Source organism: Enterobacter cloacae complex sp. BZL2005 (assembly GCF_049238885.1).
GTDB classification, from domain to species: Bacteria; Pseudomonadota; Gammaproteobacteria; order Enterobacterales; family Enterobacteriaceae; genus Enterobacter; species Enterobacter roggenkampii.
In genome coordinates this window covers 17,999-35,404 of sequence record NZ_JBMKGI010000015.1, presented here as the reverse complement: position 1 = coordinate 35,404, position 17,406 = coordinate 17,999, and the positions used below count along the sequence as shown (strand labels likewise).

Sequence of the window (17,406 nt, the reverse complement as noted above, 5' to 3'; positions counted from 1 at the left end):
CCTGCAAGATTTTCGTAAATCGTTGTTTAGTGGCTACGATGAGCAAAATAGGACAAACAGGTGACAGATAAATGTACGAATTATGACAGTTTTATGACAATGCAGGCGTTAAAAATAACTCATTGATAATAAATGATATTTATTCAGGATGGCGTCATAGATTTGTCATACAGAAAGGGATAAGCCTGGTACAAAAGGGGGAAAATGACAACGGCTGTCATAAACAGCCGTCGGGTGATTAATGTTCAATTTCCAGCGTGACCGTCGCGTACGCTTCAAACGTTCCAGGTTTTGGCTGAGCCCCCGTTGCGCTTGCAGGCGCAGCGGAAAAGGTAAGCGAATTGTTTTCGGCGCCGTTGTTGTTTTCGCCCCTATCCATGTCCATCCTGCCGCCGTTGACGCTGACCTGACGATCCCACTTGTCGTATACCACAATGCCTACATCATCATTGCCGTTGACTTTCATCATCGTGGCATCGGCGTCAACAGGGTCTCCATGGAAAGTGGAGTAGACAATATTCTCATCCAGCATGCCTGTGCACTGTACCTGAATCGTCTTTTTTACCTTGTGACTCGTCACGGCGGTGCCTTTGGTAGCGGAAAATTCCGGGGCCGGGATTTTGCCAAAATCTATCTCAAGCGTCTGCCCGGGCGCTATCTCGCAGTTTTGCGGCACGACGATATCGCCAGCGATTTTGATCTCTGCCATTTTTTCGGTGCTGGAGGTCGAGGAGGCCGCATCCAGCCCTCCATAAAGATCGGCGACTATCGTACCTGGCACACTCACCCGGCCAATAAACGGCTTGTTAATTAAGAATGATATTTTTATTTGTGAACCGGTATTGAGTGTTGGTTCGCTCCCTTCCTCGCCAGGCGCATAACAATAGGAGCTATGAGACATTACGTTTGGTTCTGCGCTGAAAGGTACCGGTATATATTCTCTGCCAAGCACAAGTATCGACGTGGCGATGCTGAGGTTGTTATTAAGGGTAAAATAGGTATACCCGTTCTTTACCACATCTTCACTTAACGGCGATCGTGCGGTGTAGTAGATTTGGCGAAAGCCCGTAGAGTAATGCGTAAGACAGTTGCATTGCGCTTTGTAACTCGTAGATGAACTGAGCGTTTCCAGATCCCTGATCTCTGTACCTGCTTTATTTTTATCCGCCGGGATCGACTGCCCGTTCAGATTAAGGTTATAGATATAAGCGCCACCTTCGGAGTGACAAATCCCGTCGCCCGTGGTGTACGCCTTGCATACTGGCGTCATAAATATTATCAACGCGCTTAAAAACAGAGGTGTCCTGAATTTCATCTTATTTCCCTATTGGCATACTGCCGATATTTGTATCAGTTCAACGCCTTCTGGCGGGGTAAAATGGTAGTTAACCGGGCAGGTCACCGTGTTATCTGCACCCCACTTCAGGACAAACGCCCCCTCTTCCGGCATGCCGGACAGATAAAGCTCGCCATTTTCGCCCACAATGCCGGTTACGCTGCCTTGGGGTAAATCAGCCGAGGCCATTGCGCCAAACGGCACCGGTTTGCCACTCTTCTGCCGCACATTGAACAGGACGCGATAGCCCACGTGAGTGACAAACTCCGCCCGTACCACCGCGCCGCGCGTCGGGATAACGCTGAGGATACTGTTGTCGATTTCGACGTTGGCCTTCGCAAAGTAATCGCTGTCGATCTCCACTCTGTTTTCATCGTAGGCATTGAGCTGCGTCTGTACCGTATAGCCGCGCCAGTCCGTCGCCTTACCCGTACCATTCTCCAGCGCCAGGCCTGAAGCTCCCGGGGCTTTAACCAGCGCGACGGTTTCCCCCAGCTCCTGAGAGAAAGTTATGCCATCGCTGTGGGCCAGAATCCCGCCCTTCATTCCATAGTTGAGGCGCTGGTTGTCCTGGGTATAGTCGTAACTGGCGTTTACCGAACCATATGTGCCGTCATAGCCCACCCCTGCGCTGTTGTTGTAATCTTCGTTATCCGCATCGTAAGACTGCTGAACGTTCCAGGAGAGGTTGTGCGCATCCAGCGCGTTACCGCTCAGCCCCACCTGGTGCATCCCTTTTCCATGGTTGTTTTGGGTGTACCCATAGTTGACGTAGCTATCATGCAGCCAGCCTGACAACGGTATGGAGAGAGAGAGCATAAAAATCTGTTCGCTTCCCTGGCTGTCGCTGATGTCAGTGTCGGTGCTATTTTGGGCCGAGGTGAGTGAATCGGTGTAGTTCCAGGAGACGTTCCAGGAAATAGAGCGCCAGCTATTGCTGTAGCCCAGCTGCACCAGCCGCTCGACTTCATTCGTCTTCCAGTACTGCTGGCGGCTAAGGGTAAGATAAATATTTCCCATCCCGTCGCCAAAGGTCTGCGTCCATGTTCCCTCCAGACGGCTACGTCGGTTACCTGTCGTCCAGAAGTCGCTCTCGTTATTCTGCCGGGACGCCCATTCGTTCAGGGTGTAGTAGCCCTCTGTGGAGTAGCGGTAGCCCACCAGCCGAAACGTTGTGTTAGTTTCATCAAAACGTTTGGAATAGAGAAAACGGTAAGATTGCCCGCTTTCGTCATCGTCCTCAAACCGCGCGCGGGCATGCGTTACGTCCAGCGAAAGGGCGCCCAGCGAACCCATATCTTTCCCCACGCCAAGCGCGGCGGAGGTGTAATCGCTGGTTCCCTGCACGCCCCCGTAGAGGGTAATACCCGCAGGAAAACCGTGTAACACCTGCGCCTGAAAAACGGTCGGCTGAAAATCGTTTTGATCGCGCAGTTCACCCGCGCTGATATCGACATCGGTTTGGTCTTCACGCTTCAGGATCGCCAGTGAGGCGTAAGGCTGGGTAAAATGTTGCTCGCTGCCATCCTCTTCTTTGATGGTAACATCCAGATCGCCACCCGAATTGGTAGTGTTTAAATCCTTGAGCGCAAACGCTCCCTGCGGTACGGCAGACTGGTAAATGATGTAACCGTTTTGCCGCACAATAACGGTCGCATTGCTTTTCGCCACGCCGCGAACCACTGGCGCAAACCCCGTCAGGCTCGAAGGCAGCATGTCATCATCCGTGTAGAGACGCATACCACGCAGTTGCGTGCTGTCAAACACGTCGCTTGCGGTCCACGTATCCCCCAGCATGATTTGGCTGCGTAACGCGGCGATATCGCTCTGTAAATAGGTATTGATCGAATGATACGAAGACTCGCCATCGGCCACGTTTAGCGTACTGTAGTTACGTAAACGCCATGCCCCCAGGTTGGCACCGTTGCGCAGGTTCAGATAATAAAAATCGTCGTTAACATCCTCGTTCGAATGCACCGTGCTGGAGCCGGAAAAATCGTAGTTCACCATAAGCGCATTGATGCCCTCATCCCAGCGTGAGGGACTGATATAGCCGCGCGCCGATACATCAATATAGATTTGCGGCAACGTGACGTTAAGCTGGAGTTTATCCGTATCAAACGTCCAGGTTGAGCCGGGAACGAGCGGCGCGGGGTTCAGACAGGCTTTGTCATCTATGTCGTTAAGGGCCTTGATAGCCGCCACTTTTACCCCAAGCTCAGCGAGCACGGTTTTGACGTCTGAGAAGCAAGGATGAAGGTTGCTGGTGGCAGTATCTTCGACAAAGGTTACCTCCCGGCGGTCAACATATTCGCCGTTAACATGAATACTGACCTTATAGTTCCCGGCAGGTAGATTGTTCGCGCGGTTAAACTGGTGGATATCAACGTCCACAGGATGATCGATTTCAAGCAACGCAGGGTTAAACATATCCCTCGCTGCCGTCTCGGCGGATAAACCAAGCACCACCCCGGAAGCAAACGCGATGAAAATACGGGAACACTCCATAAATAAACCATCCTTTGCTTAAAGCGCTGCTTTTAAATCCTGACTAATCGCACCGAAATCATTCACATACCGCCACACCAGCGCATGGCCATTCACGCCTTCCGGTAAGGGTAAACGCAGGGTTTCAAAGGGATGGACGATATTGAGTGGCACATCTTTGCCGTCCACTGTCACATTCATAACGTTGATATTTAGCGGCGTGGGATTTTCAACTACCAACTGCCGATTTTCTCTGTGCCACTTCACCTGCGTGGCGGCGCGCTCCGGGGTGATGTTCAACGAGGCCGGACGCCAGAACAGCTTGATACGTGTCTTGATGGCGATTTCCATCGCGTTCGGCTTATTGCTCGCCGGGGGAATATTTTTGATGTTCAGCCAGAACACCGACTCCCGATCCTGCGGTAAATTGCCCTCGGTTTTCATAATGCGCAGAATTTTTTCCTGCCCAGCCTCCAGACGAGATACCGGTGGAATGACGGTAAACGGTGGTTTTTTCGCGGTTCCTGTATTATTGAAGGGGTCAACCCATGTTTGAATAAGATAAGGGATAGCCGCTTCGTTATTTTTGACAGTAATGGTTGTGTCGGATTTATCACTCAAATAAATCACTCGTGTGCCACCAATAACCACACCTGCCGATGCCAGTGTAGAAATACCCGTAAGACAACACGCTATTAATACATTCACTATACGCCCTGGCATAATCCAATGTCCTTATATATAAAGGAGCCTGTTAATAAGTTCTTAACAGACTCCGAATCCATAATCGCTGATTATTTCAGATATTCAATAGTAAACTGAGAGTCAGCATTCGCAGTACCCGGCGTCACTGTTGCCAGAGTCTGGACGAATTTCGCCTTGAATCCCATATCCGCTTTACCATCAGCAATGGCAACGTATTTAGAATTGTTGTACAACGGGATCGCGGTATCATCGCTCAGGTTGAACAGTTTAATCGCCACGCCCGTCGCCGCAATGGCATCGCCGCTGCCAGTGAACTCGCCATCCGTACCACTTTCGCCGTTCACCGGCGTACCGATTGAGAGATAACCTTTACCGATGGTATCTTTATCTTCCGTCCCGTCAAAGCGTACTGCCGCCTGAGTATAGGTTGCCGGGCAGCCTTCCAGACGGATGTGGAAATCTTTAACAGACGCGGTGGAATCAATACCTGCGAAAGTAGTGGCCGCCACACGACCAATATTAACAGTCTGGTTGCTGGTATCAGTCGTGACTGTACAGGTAGAATCAATCACCTCGCCACGGAAATGAACAGTACCGTCAGCCGCTAATGTCGCACCTGAAAACAGGGCGGAAGATAAAACCAGCGAAGTGGCTATAACGTTTAATTTCATGAAACTCTCCATAATTTATATTATTTGTATGCGTTTCATTTACACATTCAAATAAAACACACCATCCTTTAAAGCGTGGCGATAGTACAATTCATTCCTGCCCTATGACAAACACGTTTTCTCTCATGAAATATCTTTAAAATAAAATAATAAAAACGAAAAATAAAAAACCCCTTACAAATAAGAATAAAAAATAATTAAAAAATGCTATTGATGCCTCTTTTCTGTTTTTTTGAGAATTTATCAATATCTTTTCTTTGCCACCGCTAAATAAGATTATTTTTTAAGCAGAAATCGGCGAGACAATCAGATGACGCAATAATGTAAGGAAACATGAAAAAAGAAACAGGCTGCGATAAAAAGAAGTAATCGCTGAGGGGAGGACTATAAGGCTGCCAGAATACTGGCAGCCTCGGGTAGGCTGGAGATTATTCTACGGTAACGGACTTCGCCAGGTTACGCGGCTGGTCAACGTCGGTGCCTTTGATCAGCGCCACGTGATAGGCCAGCAGCTGCAGCGGAACGGTGTAGAAGATCGGCGCAATCACCTCTTCCACATGCGGCATCTCGATGATGTGCATGTTGTCGCTGCTGGCGAAACCGGCATCTTTATCAGCAAAGACGTACAGCACGCCGCCACGGGCGCGGACTTCTTCGATGTTGGACTTCAGTTTTTCCAGCAGTTCGTTGTTCGGTGCCACGACGATAACCGGCATATCCGCGTCAATCAGCGCCAACGGACCGTGTTTCAGCTCGCCTGCCGCATAGGCTTCAGCGTGAATGTAAGAGATCTCTTTCAGCTTCAGCGCGCCTTCCAGCGCAATCGGATACTGATCGCCACGGCCCAGGAACAGGGCGTGATGTTTGTCAGAGAAATCTTCCGCCAGAGCTTCAATGCGTTTGTCCTGAGAGAGCATCTGCTCAATACGGCTCGGCAGCGCCTGCAGACCGTGAACGATGTCATGCTCAACAGAGGCATCTTCACCTTTCAGACGCGCCAGTTTCGCCACCAGCATCAGCAGAACCGTCAGCTGAGTGGTAAACGCCTTGGTGGAGGCCACGCCGATTTCGGTACCCGCTTTGGTCATCAGCGCCAGATCGGATTCACGCACCAGCGATGAGCCCGGGACGTTACAGATGGCCAGAGAGCCCAGGTAACCCAGCTCTTTAGACAGTCGCAGCGCAGCCAGGGTATCCGCCGTTTCACCAGACTGGGAAAGGGTGATCATCAGGCTGTTACGACGCACCGCAGATTTGCGATAGCGGAATTCAGACGCAATTTCCACATCACACGGCACGCCCGCCAGGGATTCAAACCAGTAGCGAGAGACCATACCGGAGTTGTAGGAGGTGCCGCAGGCCACGATCTGAATGTGCTCAACCTTGCTGAGCAGTTCATTCGCATTTGCACCCAGCTCGCTCAGATCCACTTCACCGTGGCTGATGCGCCCGGTCAGGGTGTTTTTGATGGCGTTTGGCTGCTCGTAAATCTCTTTCTGCATGTAGTGACGGTAAGCGCCTTTGTCGCCCGCGTCGTACTGCAGGTTAGATTCGATCTCCTGGCGCTTCACCTGCTCGCCTTTGGTATCGAACACGGTCACGCTGCGGCGAGTCACTTCGGCGATATCCCCCTCTTCCAGGAAGATAAAGCGGCGGGTTACCGGCAGGAGCGCCAGCTGGTCAGAGGCGATAAAGTTTTCACCCATGCCCAGACCGATAACCATTGGGCTACCGGAACGCGCAGCCAGCAGCGTGGACGGATCGCGGGAATCCATGATCACCGTACCGTACGCACCGCGCAGCTGAGGGATAGCACGCAGCACCGCATCACGCAGTGTACCGCCCTGCTCCAGCTCCCAGTGCACCAGGTGAGCAATCACTTCGGTGTCGGTTTCAGAGACGAAGGTGTAGCCGCGCGCTTTCAGTGCTTCGCGCAGCGGTTCGTGGTTTTCGATAATGCCGTTGTGCACAACCACGATGTGTTCAGACACATGCGGGTGCGCGTTGCCTTCAGACGGTTCGCCGTGCGTCGCCCAGCGGGTATGCGCAATACCGGTTCCCCCGTGCAGCGGATGTTCTTCCGCGGCCTGGGCCAGCATCTGCACTTTACCGAGACGACGCAGACGGGTCATATGACCTTCTGCATCGACGACAGCCAGACCGGCAGAGTCGTAACCACGGTATTCCAGACGACGTAAACCTTCGAGAAGGATTTCAGCAATATCACGCTGCGCAACTGCGCCAACAATTCCACACATAATTTATATTCCGAATTTAGGCATTATGCCTGCGTTGTCGCTGACCTGTATTTGCCCTTTCCGGGCACCCCGAGCCTTGTAGAGAGTGGGGTTATTTTTATGGGTACTGCTTGTGGGGGGAGATATATATTTATCTCCTCTCCCGGGTTTGCCTGATGACGGCTACGCCTTATCAGGCCTACTCAATCGTAGGGCGGGTAAGCGTAGCGCCCCCCGCCTTGTTGTTACTTTTTCTTCACCGGGCGTTTCCAGCCCTGCTTGCTGACCTGCGGAACGCGGCTTAATACCAGCTCGTTCTCGGCCACATCGCGCGTTACGGTTGTTCCAGCGGCAATGGTCACCCCGTTACCCACGGTAACAGGCGCCACCAACTGCGTATCGGAGCCAACGAACACGTCATCACCAATGATCGTTTTAAACTTATTGGCGCCGTCATAGTTACAGGTAATCGTCCCTGCACCAATATTCACGTTATTGCCAATTTCCGCGTCGCCCAGATAGGTCAGATGACCGGCTTTAGAGCCTTTACCCAGACGCGCTTTTTTCATCTCCACGAAGTTACCCACGTGAGCGCCTTCCAGCAGCTCAGCACCCGGGCGCAAACGCGCAAACGGGCCGATGGTACAGGCCACATCCAGACGGGCATCTTCCACCACGCTGTACGGGCTGATTTCACAGTCGTCACCAATGACGCTGTTTTTGATCACGCAGCCAGCGCCAATTTTGACGCGGTTGCCCAGCGTGACGTGACCTTCGAGGATAACGTTAGTATCAATTTCAACGTCGCGCCCGTGAGATAACGTGCCACGCAGATCGAAACGCGCCGGATCGCGCAGCATCACGCCAGCCAGAAGGAGTCTCTCGGCCTGTTCGGACTGATAAACGCGCTCAAGACGGGAGAGTTGAAGACGGTTGTTCACCCCTTCGGTTTCGCTGATGCGCGCCGGATGGACCGCCGCAATCTCGCGCCCTTCCAGGTATGCCATCGCAATAATGTCGGTGATGTAGTATTCACCCTGGGCGTTATTGTTATTGAGCTTCGACAGCCAGCGCTTCATATCCGCACCATTGGCAATCAGGATACCGGTGTTGATCTCCTGAATCTGACGCTGCGCCTCGCTGGCATCTTTATGCTCAACAATACCCGTAACGTTGCCGTTTTCACGGGTGATACGGCCATAACCGGTTGGATCGTCCAGCACGACGGTTAATAAACCGATGCCGCCCTGCGGTTTGGCTTCACGCAGGCGAGTCAGCGTTTCAACGGAGATCAGCGGGACATCGCCGTAGAGCATCAAAATGTCTTCGTCATCCGCAAAGAAGGGCGCTGCCTGCTGCATGGCATGGCCTGTACCCAACTGCTCGGCCTGAAGCACCCAGTTGAGCTTGTCGTCGCTCAGCGTCTTTTTAAGCAGATCGCCGCCGTGGCCGTAGACCAGGTGGACCTGACTGGCGCCCAATTCATTCGCTGCATCAATGACGTGCTGCACCATTGGCTTTCCTGCAAGCGTGTGAAGCACTTTAGGCAGGTCGGAATACATGCGGGTCCCTTTGCCTGCGGCAAGGATCACCACGCTCATCGCACTGTTTGACATACGCATCCTGACGGTAGTTTGAGTGAGAAGTAAAAACGTTTGATGCTTAAAATTCTACATCTTTTTCATCATGAATTAAGGCCGAAAAAAAAAGCCAGCCTGGTATCCAGACTGGCTTTTGTGCTTTTCAAGCCGGTGTTACATCGCTTTTTTGGTCAACTCGATAACGCGCAGTTTCGCGATCGCTTTGGCCAGCTCCGCAGACGCCTGAGCGTAATCCACGTCGCCATGAGAGCTGCTAATGTGCTCTTCAGCCTTACGCTTCGACTCCAGGGCTCGCGCTTCGTCGAGATCCTGGCCACGAATAGCGGTATCGGCCAGAACGGTCACACTACCAGGCTGCACTTCAAGAATGCCGCCGGACAGATAGATAAACTCTTCGTGACCGAACTGTTTAACGATGCGGATCATACCAGGCTTAATGGCGGTGAGCAGCGGTGCGTGACCCGGGAAAATACCCAGTTCACCTTCACTACCCGTTACCTGGATTTTCTCGACCAGACCAGAGAACATTTGTTGCTCTGCGCTGACGACGTCCAGGTGGTAAGTCATTGCCATATCACCCTCCGATTAAGGCGTTAAAGTTTTTTGGCTTTTTCCACAGCTTCTTCGATGGAACCAACCATGTAGAACGCCTGCTCTGGCAGGTGATCGTATTCGCCTTCCATGATGCCTTTAAAGCCACGGATGGTGTCTTTCAGGGAAACGTATTTACCCGGAGAACCGGTGAATACTTCCGCAACGAAGAACGGCTGGGACAGGAAGCGCTGGATCTTACGCGCACGTGCTACCACCAGTTTGTCTTCTTCAGACAGTTCATCCATACCCAGGATGGCGATGATGTCTTTCAGTTCCTGGTAACGCTGCAGCAGGGACTGTACGCCACGCGCGGTGTCGTAGTGTTCCTGACCAACAACCAGTGGATCCAGCTGACGGCTGGTGGAGTCCAGCGGGTCAACGGCTGGGTAGATACCCAGAGACGCGATCTGACGGCTCAGTACCACGGTTGCATCTAAGTGCGCAAAGGTGGTGGCTGGAGATGGGTCAGTCAAGTCATCCGCAGGTACGTATACCGCCTGAACGGAGGTGATAGAACCGGTTTTGGTAGAGGTGATACGTTCCTGAAGAACACCCATCTCTTCCGCCAGTGTTGGCTGATAACCTACCGCTGAAGGCATACGACCCAGCAGTGCAGATACTTCAGTACCGGCCAGGGTGTAACGATAGATGTTATCAACGAACAGCAGAACGTCACGGCCTTCGTCACGGAACTTCTCAGCCATCGTCAGGCCGGTCAGCGCAACGCGCAGACGGTTTCCAGGTGGCTCGTTCATCTGGCCGTAAACCAGGGATACTTTGTCCAGAACGTTGGAGTCGGTCATTTCGTGGTAGAAGTCGTTACCCTCACGAGTACGTTCACCTACGCCCGCAAACACAGAGTAACCGGAGTGCTCGATCGCGATGTTACGGATCAGCTCCATCATGTTTACGGTTTTACCTACACCCGCACCACCGAACAGACCCACTTTACCGCCCTTCGCAAACGGACACATCAGGTCGATAACTTTGATACCGGTTTCCAGCAGTTCCTGAGAGCTGGACAGCTCTTCGTAGGAAGGTGCCGCGCGGTGGATAGCCCAACGCTCTTCTTCACCGATGTCGCCTTTCATGTCGATTGGCTGACCCAATACGTTCATGATACGACCCAGTGTTGCTTTACCTACCGGGACTTCGATCGGGTGCTCAAGGTCTTTTACTTCCAGACCACGACGCAGACCGTCGGAAGAACCCATCGCGATGGTACGCACGATACCGCCGCCGAGCTGCTGCTGAACTTCCAGCACCAGGCTCTCGTTACCATTCTGTACCTCAAGCGCGTCGTACACGCGTGGTACGGCGTCCTGAGGGAACTCGACGTCCACCACGGCGCCGATTACCTGGACAATCTTTCCAGTAGCCATCTTGAATCCTCTACGTAATTCGTAAACCTGGTTAAACCGCGGCGGCCCCCGAGACGATCTCGGTGAGTTCCTGAGTAATGCTGGCCTGACGAGCTTTGTTGTAAACCAACTGCAGCTCTTTAATCAGGCTGCCGCCATTATCGGTCGCGGCTTTCATCGCCACCATTCGTGCGGCCTGCTCGCTGGCCAGGTTTTCTACAACGCCCTGATAAACCTGAGATTCAACGTAACGACGCAGCAGGGTATCCAGCAGCGGTTTCGGATCGGGTTCATACAGGTAATCCCAGGCTTTTTGCTTCAGCTCGTCATCTTCTGATGCCGGTAACGGCAGCATCTGAGTGAGCGTTGGAACCTGAGACATGGTGTTAATGAATTTGTTGCTGACAACGTACAGTCTGTCCAGACGGCCTTCATCATAGGCCTGCAACATCACTTTAACCGGGCCGATCAGTTCGGACAGGGACGGGTTATCACCCATACCGGTCACCTGAGCGACAATGTTGCCACCAACGGAGTTAAAGAAAGAGACGCCTTTAGAGCCGATCATTGCGATATCGCACTGAACGCCTTTTTCAGACCATGCTTTCATATCCGCCAGCAGTTTTTTGAACAGGTTAATGTTCAAGCCGCCACACAGACCACGGTCGGTCGACACCACCAGGTAGCCCACGCGCTTAACGTCGCGTTCTTCCAGGTAAGGGTGTTTATATTCCAGATTACCGTTTGCAAGGTGACCAATCACTTTGCGCATGGTTTCTGCATAAGGACGGCTGGCCGCCATGCGATCCTGCGATTTACGCATTTTGGAAGCGGCGACCATCTCCATCGCTTTAGTGATCTTTTGCGTGTTCTGGACGCTTGCGATCTTACTACGTATCTCTTTTGCGCCGGCCATGAGCTTCTCCTCAATGCCAGGCGGCTTGTCCTGAGACAAGCCGCCGGACGATTACCAGGATTGGGTTGCTTTGAAGGAATCGAGGATAGCTTTCAGCTTGCCTTCGATTTCGTCGTTATAGCCACCGGTCTGGTTGATCTCTTGCATCAGCGGAGCGTGATCACGGTCGACGTAAGCCAGCAGAGCGGCTTCGAAGCTACCGATTTTCGCCAGTTCCACATCTTCGAGGTAACCGCGTTCAGCCGCGAACAGTACCAGGCCCTGCTGAGCAACAGACATTGGTGCGTACTGTTTCTGCTTCAGCAGCTCGGTCACTTTCTGACCGTGGCTCAGCTGTTTACGGGTTGCTTCGTCCAGATCGGATGCGAACTGAGAGAACGCAGCCAGTTCACGATACTGTGCCAGCGCGGTACGGATACCACCGGACAGTTTCTTGATGATCTTGGTCTGTGCAGCACCACCCACACGGGATACGGAGATACCCGGGTTAACCGCCGGACGAATACCGGAGTTAAACAGGTTGGTTTCCAGGAAGATCTGACCATCGGTAATGGAGATTACGTTGGTCGGAACGAACGCAGAAACGTCACCCGCCTGGGTTTCAATGATCGGCAGCGCGGTCAGAGAGCCCGTTTTACCCTTCACTTCACCTTTGGTGAAGTTCTCGACGTATTCCGCGTTAACGCGGGAAGCACGCTCCAGCAGACGAGAGTGGAGGTAGAATACGTCGCCAGGGAACGCTTCACGTCCAGGTGGACGACGGAGCAGCAGGGAAACCTGACGATAAGCAACAGCCTGCTTAGACAGGTCATCGTATACGATCAGCGCATCTTCACCGCGGTCACGGAAGTATTCGCCCATTGCACAACCGGCGTATGGTGCCAGGTATTGCAGTGCAGCAGATTCAGAAGCGGTCGCCACAACAACAATGGTGTTAGACAGCGCGCCGTGCTCTTCCAGTTTACGAACCACGTTAGAAATGGTGGACGCTTTCTGGCCGATAGCCACGTACACACATTTGATGCCGGAGTCACGCTGGTTGATGATGGCGTCGATTGCCATCGCGGTTTTACCGGTCTGACGGTCACCGATGATCAGTTCACGCTGACCACGACCGATTGGGATCATGGCGTCAACGGACTTATAACCTGTCTGAACAGGCTGATCTACGGACTGACGGTCGATAACGCCTGGTGCGATAACTTCGATTGGGGAGAAGCCATCGTGCTCAACCGGACCTTTACCGTCGATTGGCGCACCCAGGGTGTTAACAACGCGACCCAGCAGGCCACGGCCAACCGGTACTTCCAGAATACGGCCAGTACACTTAACCTTCATGCCTTCGGCGAGGTCAGCATATGGACCCATCACAACTGCACCAACGGAGTCGCGCTCCAGGTTCAGTGCGATAGCGTAACGGTTACCCGGCAGGGAAATCATCTCACCCTGCATACAATCGGCCAGGCCGTGGATGCGGATAACACCGTCACTTACAGAAACAATAGTACCTTCGTTGTGAGCTTCACTCACAACATTGAACTGAGCAATGCGCTGCTTGATCAGTTCGCTGATTTCGGTGGAATTCAGTTGCATGCTCCAGTCCCCTTAAGACTGCAAGACGTCTGCAAGGCGCTCAAGACGGCCGCGTACGCTGCCATCAATGACCATATCACCCGAACGGATGATTACGCCTGCCATTACAGACTTATCGATTTTGCAATTCAGCTTAACTTTGCGTGACAGACGTTTTTCCATCGCGGCGGTAATTTTCGCAAGCTGTTCGTCACTCAGTTCAGTCGCAGAAGTCACTTCGACTTCAGCGGTAGCTTCACTAAGGGCACGTAAGTGCTCAAACTGCTCGAGAACATCCGGGAGCACACGGAGACGACCATTTTCTGCCATCACCTTAATCAGGTTCTGGCCGTTGGCATCCAGTTGCTCTCCGCACACGGCGATAAACGACGCGGCGAGAGTTTCAGGTGCTAACGCACCGGAAAGCAACTCGGCCATTTGTTCGTTTTTCGTCACCTCAGCGGCAAACGCCAGCATATTCTGCCAGCGATCGACATTTTGGTGTTCGATAGCAAAGTCAAAAGCTGCTTTGGCGTAGGGGCGAGCTACCGTAACAAATTCAGACATCAGCCCCTCCCTCCTTACAGTTCAGCGACAAGTTTGTCCACGATGTCGCTGTTAGCAGCTTCATCCACGGAACGTTCGATGATCTTCTCGGCGCCAGCAACAGCCAGAATCGCAACCTGCTTACGCAGTTCTTCACGAGCACGTTTACGCTCAGCTTCAATTTCAGCCTGAGCCTGTGTCACGATTTTAGTACGTTCCTGTTCTGCTTCAGCTTTCGCTTCGTCCAGGATCTGCGAACGGCGTTTGTTAGCCTGTTCGATGATAACCTGAGCTTCCGCTTTCGCTTTTTTCAGCTGGTCTGTCGCGTTGGCCTGTGCAAGGTCCAAATCTTTCTTAGCGCGTTCTGCAGAAGCCAGACCGTCAGCAATTTCTTTCTGACGTTTTTCGATGGCTGCCATTAAAGGCGGCCATACATACTTCATGCAGAACCAGACAAAGAGAATAAACGCGATGGCCTGGCCGAGGATTGTTGCGTTCATGTTCACAGCACAATACCTCTTTAATATCTGTGGCTTAGGGTTTTAAAACTACTACTACGCGACAGCAAACATCACGTACAGACCCAGACCTACAGCGATCATTGGGATAGCATCCACCAGACCCATAACGATAAAGAACTGAGTACGCAGCAGAGGAATCAGATCAGGTTGACGCGCAGCGCCTTCCAGGAATTTGCCCCCGAGGATGCCGATACCGATCGCAGCACCGATAGCCGCCAGACCCATCATCACAGCGGCAGCCATGTACAGCAGATCCATATTCAGGTTTTCCATGACAGTCTCCAGTTTGTTTCAATTAAAACGTAGTAGTGTTGGTAAAAAATCAGTGCTCTTCAGACGCCATCGACAGATAGACGATCGTCAGAACCATGAAGATAAAGGCTTGCAGCGTAATGATCAGGATGTGGAAAATGGCCCACGGCACATTCAGAACCCACTGTGACCACCACGGCAGAAGACCCGCGATCAGAATGAAAATCAGCTCACCCGCATACATGTTGCCGAACAGTCGCAGACCCAGTGAAACAGGTTTGGACAGCAGGCTAACGCCTTCCAGGATCAGGTTGACCGGAATAAACGCCCAGTGGTTGAACGGCTGCAAGGTAAGCTCTTTCACAAAGCCGCTTACGCCTTTCATTTTGATGCTGTAGAAAAGAATCAGGATAAACACGCCCAGCGCCATCGACAGGGTGATGTTCACGTCCGCAGACGGTACAACACGCAGTGCAGGCAGGCCGAAGATGTGCTCGCCAATAAACGGCAGCAGATCGATTGGCAGCAGGTCCATCAGGTTCATCAGGAAGACCCAAACGAACACGGTCAGCGCCAGCGGAGCAATCAGCTTGCTCTTGCCATGGTACATGTCTTTGACGCTGCCATGGACGAAGCCGATGATCATTTCGATGAAGGTCTGGAATTTCCCTGGTACACCGCTGGTCGCTCGTTTAGCAACACCGCGGAACATGGCCAGGAACAGAAGACCCAAAACCACCGAGAAGAACATGGAGTCGATGTTGATCGTCCAGAAGGTGGCCGGGGGGTTATGTGGATCCACCAGCGAGAATGTACGCAGGTCCAGCTGAAGGTTATTCAGATGGTGACCTATGTAATCCTGCGGCGTCATATTTTCTGAAGCCATGATGCCTTTTACCCTTTGTTATTGATTACAGCTGGAGCCAGAACTTGTACCACCAGCACCAAAACCCACGTTGCTATCAGCGGCATGAAGACCACTTTCAAAACCGCCAGCGCCATCACCAGTAGAGCAAAGGTCAGCAACACCTTACACACTTCGCCGAGGGCGAAGGACCAGGCCACGCGGCCTTTGGCAGGTGTATGCGCCTGATGACGCCAGGCAAAAATCATAAACAACACGTTTGGCAGCACAACCGCCAAACCCCCGCACACGGCGGAGATGCCCCAGAAGGGGTCTTTGAGGCTAAACAGCAGTCCACTTGCTATCACAGCCAGAAACTGAATGAACAGAAGCTTACGAGCAACGTTTCTACTCAAGAGCGACACAGACATCACGTTTTTACTCCTGCTCCCTTCGAGGTATGCCGCGTGTCGTATAAAACGTCCTTTAAGGCTCAGAGTCAAGCATCAAAAAGCGGTCAAATTATACGGTGCGCACCCGTGATTTCAAACATTAAGTAGCGAAAAGGTGAATAAATGTTTAAATATTTTTCCCCACCGCTATTTTTTAACTTTCGCTGAAAGCGTCAACCTTCGCCCAAAACTGCAAACAGCGCGAAAACGTTGTCGATAAAGCGTGCACGAGATCACAAAACACACATTTGCGATAAGGTTGTATTTATCAAAGGCGCAAATCGCAGAAATTTATCCTTATGAAAGTAAACGCAAAATGTCGCAACTATTTTCAAAACAGCCCAGTACACAATAAAAACCATTTATTGACATTCTTAATAAATAATTAACATTGCGTTCTGGTTACTGCCTTCCACTTTTAGCAGACTTATATTTTCAAAGATGACTATCTTCTCGGTGAATAACGATTGCTTCGTTAACCGGAAGAAAAACCTTAGTGAAGCAGAGGTTAAAAGCTCCTCGGTAAATCCCTGGTAGTTGTGCTGTTTTTTAACATGATAAGAACAGCACGAATTCCACATTTTTTATTAATTTTTTAAAAATTGTTTGGCTTAATTATCACCAGGTGACGTTCGCCTTCGAGCTGAGGAATCTGTAATTTCTCAATAGACTCGACAGCAAAACCGTCCGGAAGCTGTTCAATCTCATCGCCTGGCAACTGCCCTTTCAGCGCATAAAAGCGGCCATTCTCCGCAGGTAAGTGCTTGCACCAGCTCACCATATCGTTGAGCGACGCAAATGCGCGGCTGATAACCCCGTCAAACGGCGGCTCTGCCGGGAACTCCTCTACCCTGCTCTGCACGGGCGTGATGTTTTCAAGCTTCAGCTCATGCTGTACCTGGCGTAAAAAGCGCACGCGTTTGCCAAGACTATCCAGCAGCGTGAAATGGCTCTCAGGGCGAACAATCGACAGCGGAATACCCGGCAGACCAGGGCCCGTCCCCACGTCGATAAAGCGTTCACCTTTCAGCCAGGGAGCAACCACGATGCTGTCGAGAATGTGGCGAACGAGCATCTCGTTGGGGTCGCGAACAGACGTCAGGTTGTACGCTTTGTTCCATTTGTTCAGCATATCGACATAGGCCACCAGCTGATTTTTCTGGTGATCGGTGAGCGAAATACCTGCCTGATCCAGCAGACGAGAGAGTTTGTTGAGCACGGTGAATACCTGTTGAGAGTTTTTTTGCCCGGTGGCGCTGCCGCTTACCGGGCCTACGAATAAGTAGGGCGGGTCAGCGAAGCGCCACCCGC

The 17,406-nt window shown here is 52.0% G+C and carries 16 protein-coding genes; all 16 read right to left on the bottom strand.

All coding sequences use genetic code 11. The annotated features are described in order from the left end of the window. Positions 1–238: 238 nt before the first annotated feature. Positions 239–1,315 carry a fimbrial protein StgD gene (stgD, locus tag ACOTXI_RS20025; RefSeq protein ID WP_023326365.1) on the bottom strand — a complete coding sequence of 359 codons (1,077 nt, stop codon included), beginning with the start codon at positions 1,313–1,315 and terminating at the stop codon, positions 239–241. Positions 1,316–1,324: 9 nt separating this feature from the next. Next, on the bottom strand, positions 1,325–3,844 hold the full coding sequence (locus tag ACOTXI_RS20020; protein ID WP_087855327.1) for a fimbria/pilus outer membrane usher protein: 2,520 nt from the start codon (positions 3,842–3,844) through the stop codon (positions 1,325–1,327). 18 nt (positions 3,845–3,862) lie between these two features. Beyond that, complete coding sequence (locus ACOTXI_RS20015; RefSeq protein ID WP_058653732.1) at positions 3,863–4,546, bottom strand: fimbrial chaperone; 684 nt, start codon at positions 4,544–4,546, stop codon at positions 3,863–3,865. Positions 4,547–4,617: 71 nt separating this feature from the next. Next, positions 4,618–5,199, bottom strand: a complete 582-nt coding sequence (locus tag ACOTXI_RS20010) for a chaperone-usher fimbrial major subunit (RefSeq protein WP_045353382.1) — start codon at positions 5,197–5,199, stop codon at positions 4,618–4,620. A gap of 428 nt (positions 5,200–5,627) precedes the next feature. After that, positions 5,628–7,457 (bottom strand): glutamine--fructose-6-phosphate transaminase (isomerizing), encoded by a 1,830-nt coding sequence (gene glmS / locus ACOTXI_RS20005; protein ID WP_008500188.1) that lies wholly within the window; start codon positions 7,455–7,457, stop codon positions 5,628–5,630. Positions 7,458–7,681: 224 nt separating this feature from the next. After that, a complete protein-coding gene (gene glmU, locus ACOTXI_RS20000) occupies positions 7,682–9,052 on the bottom strand; it encodes a bifunctional UDP-N-acetylglucosamine diphosphorylase/glucosamine-1-phosphate N-acetyltransferase GlmU (protein ID WP_058653733.1) in 1,371 nt (456 codons plus the stop codon). Positions 9,053–9,190: 138 nt separating this feature from the next. Further along, the gene (locus ACOTXI_RS19995) at positions 9,191–9,610 is read right to left on the bottom strand and encodes a F0F1 ATP synthase subunit epsilon (RefSeq protein ID WP_006177560.1); all 420 of its coding nucleotides are present in this window, start codon (positions 9,608–9,610) and stop codon (positions 9,191–9,193) included. Positions 9,611–9,630: 20 nt separating this feature from the next. Next, a complete protein-coding gene (gene atpD / locus ACOTXI_RS19990) occupies positions 9,631–11,013 on the bottom strand; it encodes a F0F1 ATP synthase subunit beta (protein WP_003862362.1) in 1,383 nt (460 codons plus the stop codon). Positions 11,014–11,044: 31 nt separating this feature from the next. Then, positions 11,045–11,908 carry a F0F1 ATP synthase subunit gamma gene (atpG, locus tag ACOTXI_RS19985; RefSeq protein WP_008500191.1) on the bottom strand — a complete coding sequence of 288 codons (864 nt, stop codon included), beginning with the start codon at positions 11,906–11,908 and terminating at the stop codon, positions 11,045–11,047. Positions 11,909–11,959: 51 nt separating this feature from the next. After that, positions 11,960–13,501: a F0F1 ATP synthase subunit alpha gene (atpA, locus tag ACOTXI_RS19980; protein WP_003862367.1), complete on the bottom strand. Its 1,542-nt coding sequence runs from the start codon at positions 13,499–13,501 to the stop codon at positions 11,960–11,962. A gap of 12 nt (positions 13,502–13,513) precedes the next feature. Beyond that, positions 13,514–14,047 (bottom strand): F0F1 ATP synthase subunit delta, encoded by a 534-nt coding sequence (gene atpH, locus ACOTXI_RS19975; protein ID WP_008500192.1) that lies wholly within the window; start codon positions 14,045–14,047, stop codon positions 13,514–13,516. Positions 14,048–14,061: 14 nt separating this feature from the next. Next, positions 14,062–14,532: a F0F1 ATP synthase subunit B gene (gene atpF / locus ACOTXI_RS19970; RefSeq protein WP_003862370.1), complete on the bottom strand. Its 471-nt coding sequence runs from the start codon at positions 14,530–14,532 to the stop codon at positions 14,062–14,064. 48 nt (positions 14,533–14,580) lie between these two features. Beyond that, positions 14,581–14,820: a F0F1 ATP synthase subunit C gene (atpE, locus tag ACOTXI_RS19965; protein ID WP_000429386.1), complete on the bottom strand. Its 240-nt coding sequence runs from the start codon at positions 14,818–14,820 to the stop codon at positions 14,581–14,583. Positions 14,821–14,869: 49 nt separating this feature from the next. After that, positions 14,870–15,685: a F0F1 ATP synthase subunit A gene (atpB, locus tag ACOTXI_RS19960; RefSeq protein ID WP_008500193.1), complete on the bottom strand. Its 816-nt coding sequence runs from the start codon at positions 15,683–15,685 to the stop codon at positions 14,870–14,872. An 8-nt stretch (positions 15,686–15,693) separates the two neighbouring features. Then, complete coding sequence (gene atpI / locus ACOTXI_RS19955; RefSeq protein WP_008500194.1) at positions 15,694–16,074, bottom strand: F0F1 ATP synthase subunit I; 381 nt, start codon at positions 16,072–16,074, stop codon at positions 15,694–15,696. Positions 16,075–16,690: 616 nt separating this feature from the next. Then, the gene (rsmG, locus tag ACOTXI_RS19950) at positions 16,691–17,314 is read right to left on the bottom strand and encodes a 16S rRNA (guanine(527)-N(7))-methyltransferase RsmG (protein WP_008500195.1); all 624 of its coding nucleotides are present in this window, start codon (positions 17,312–17,314) and stop codon (positions 16,691–16,693) included. Positions 17,315–17,406 lie beyond the last annotated feature (92 nt).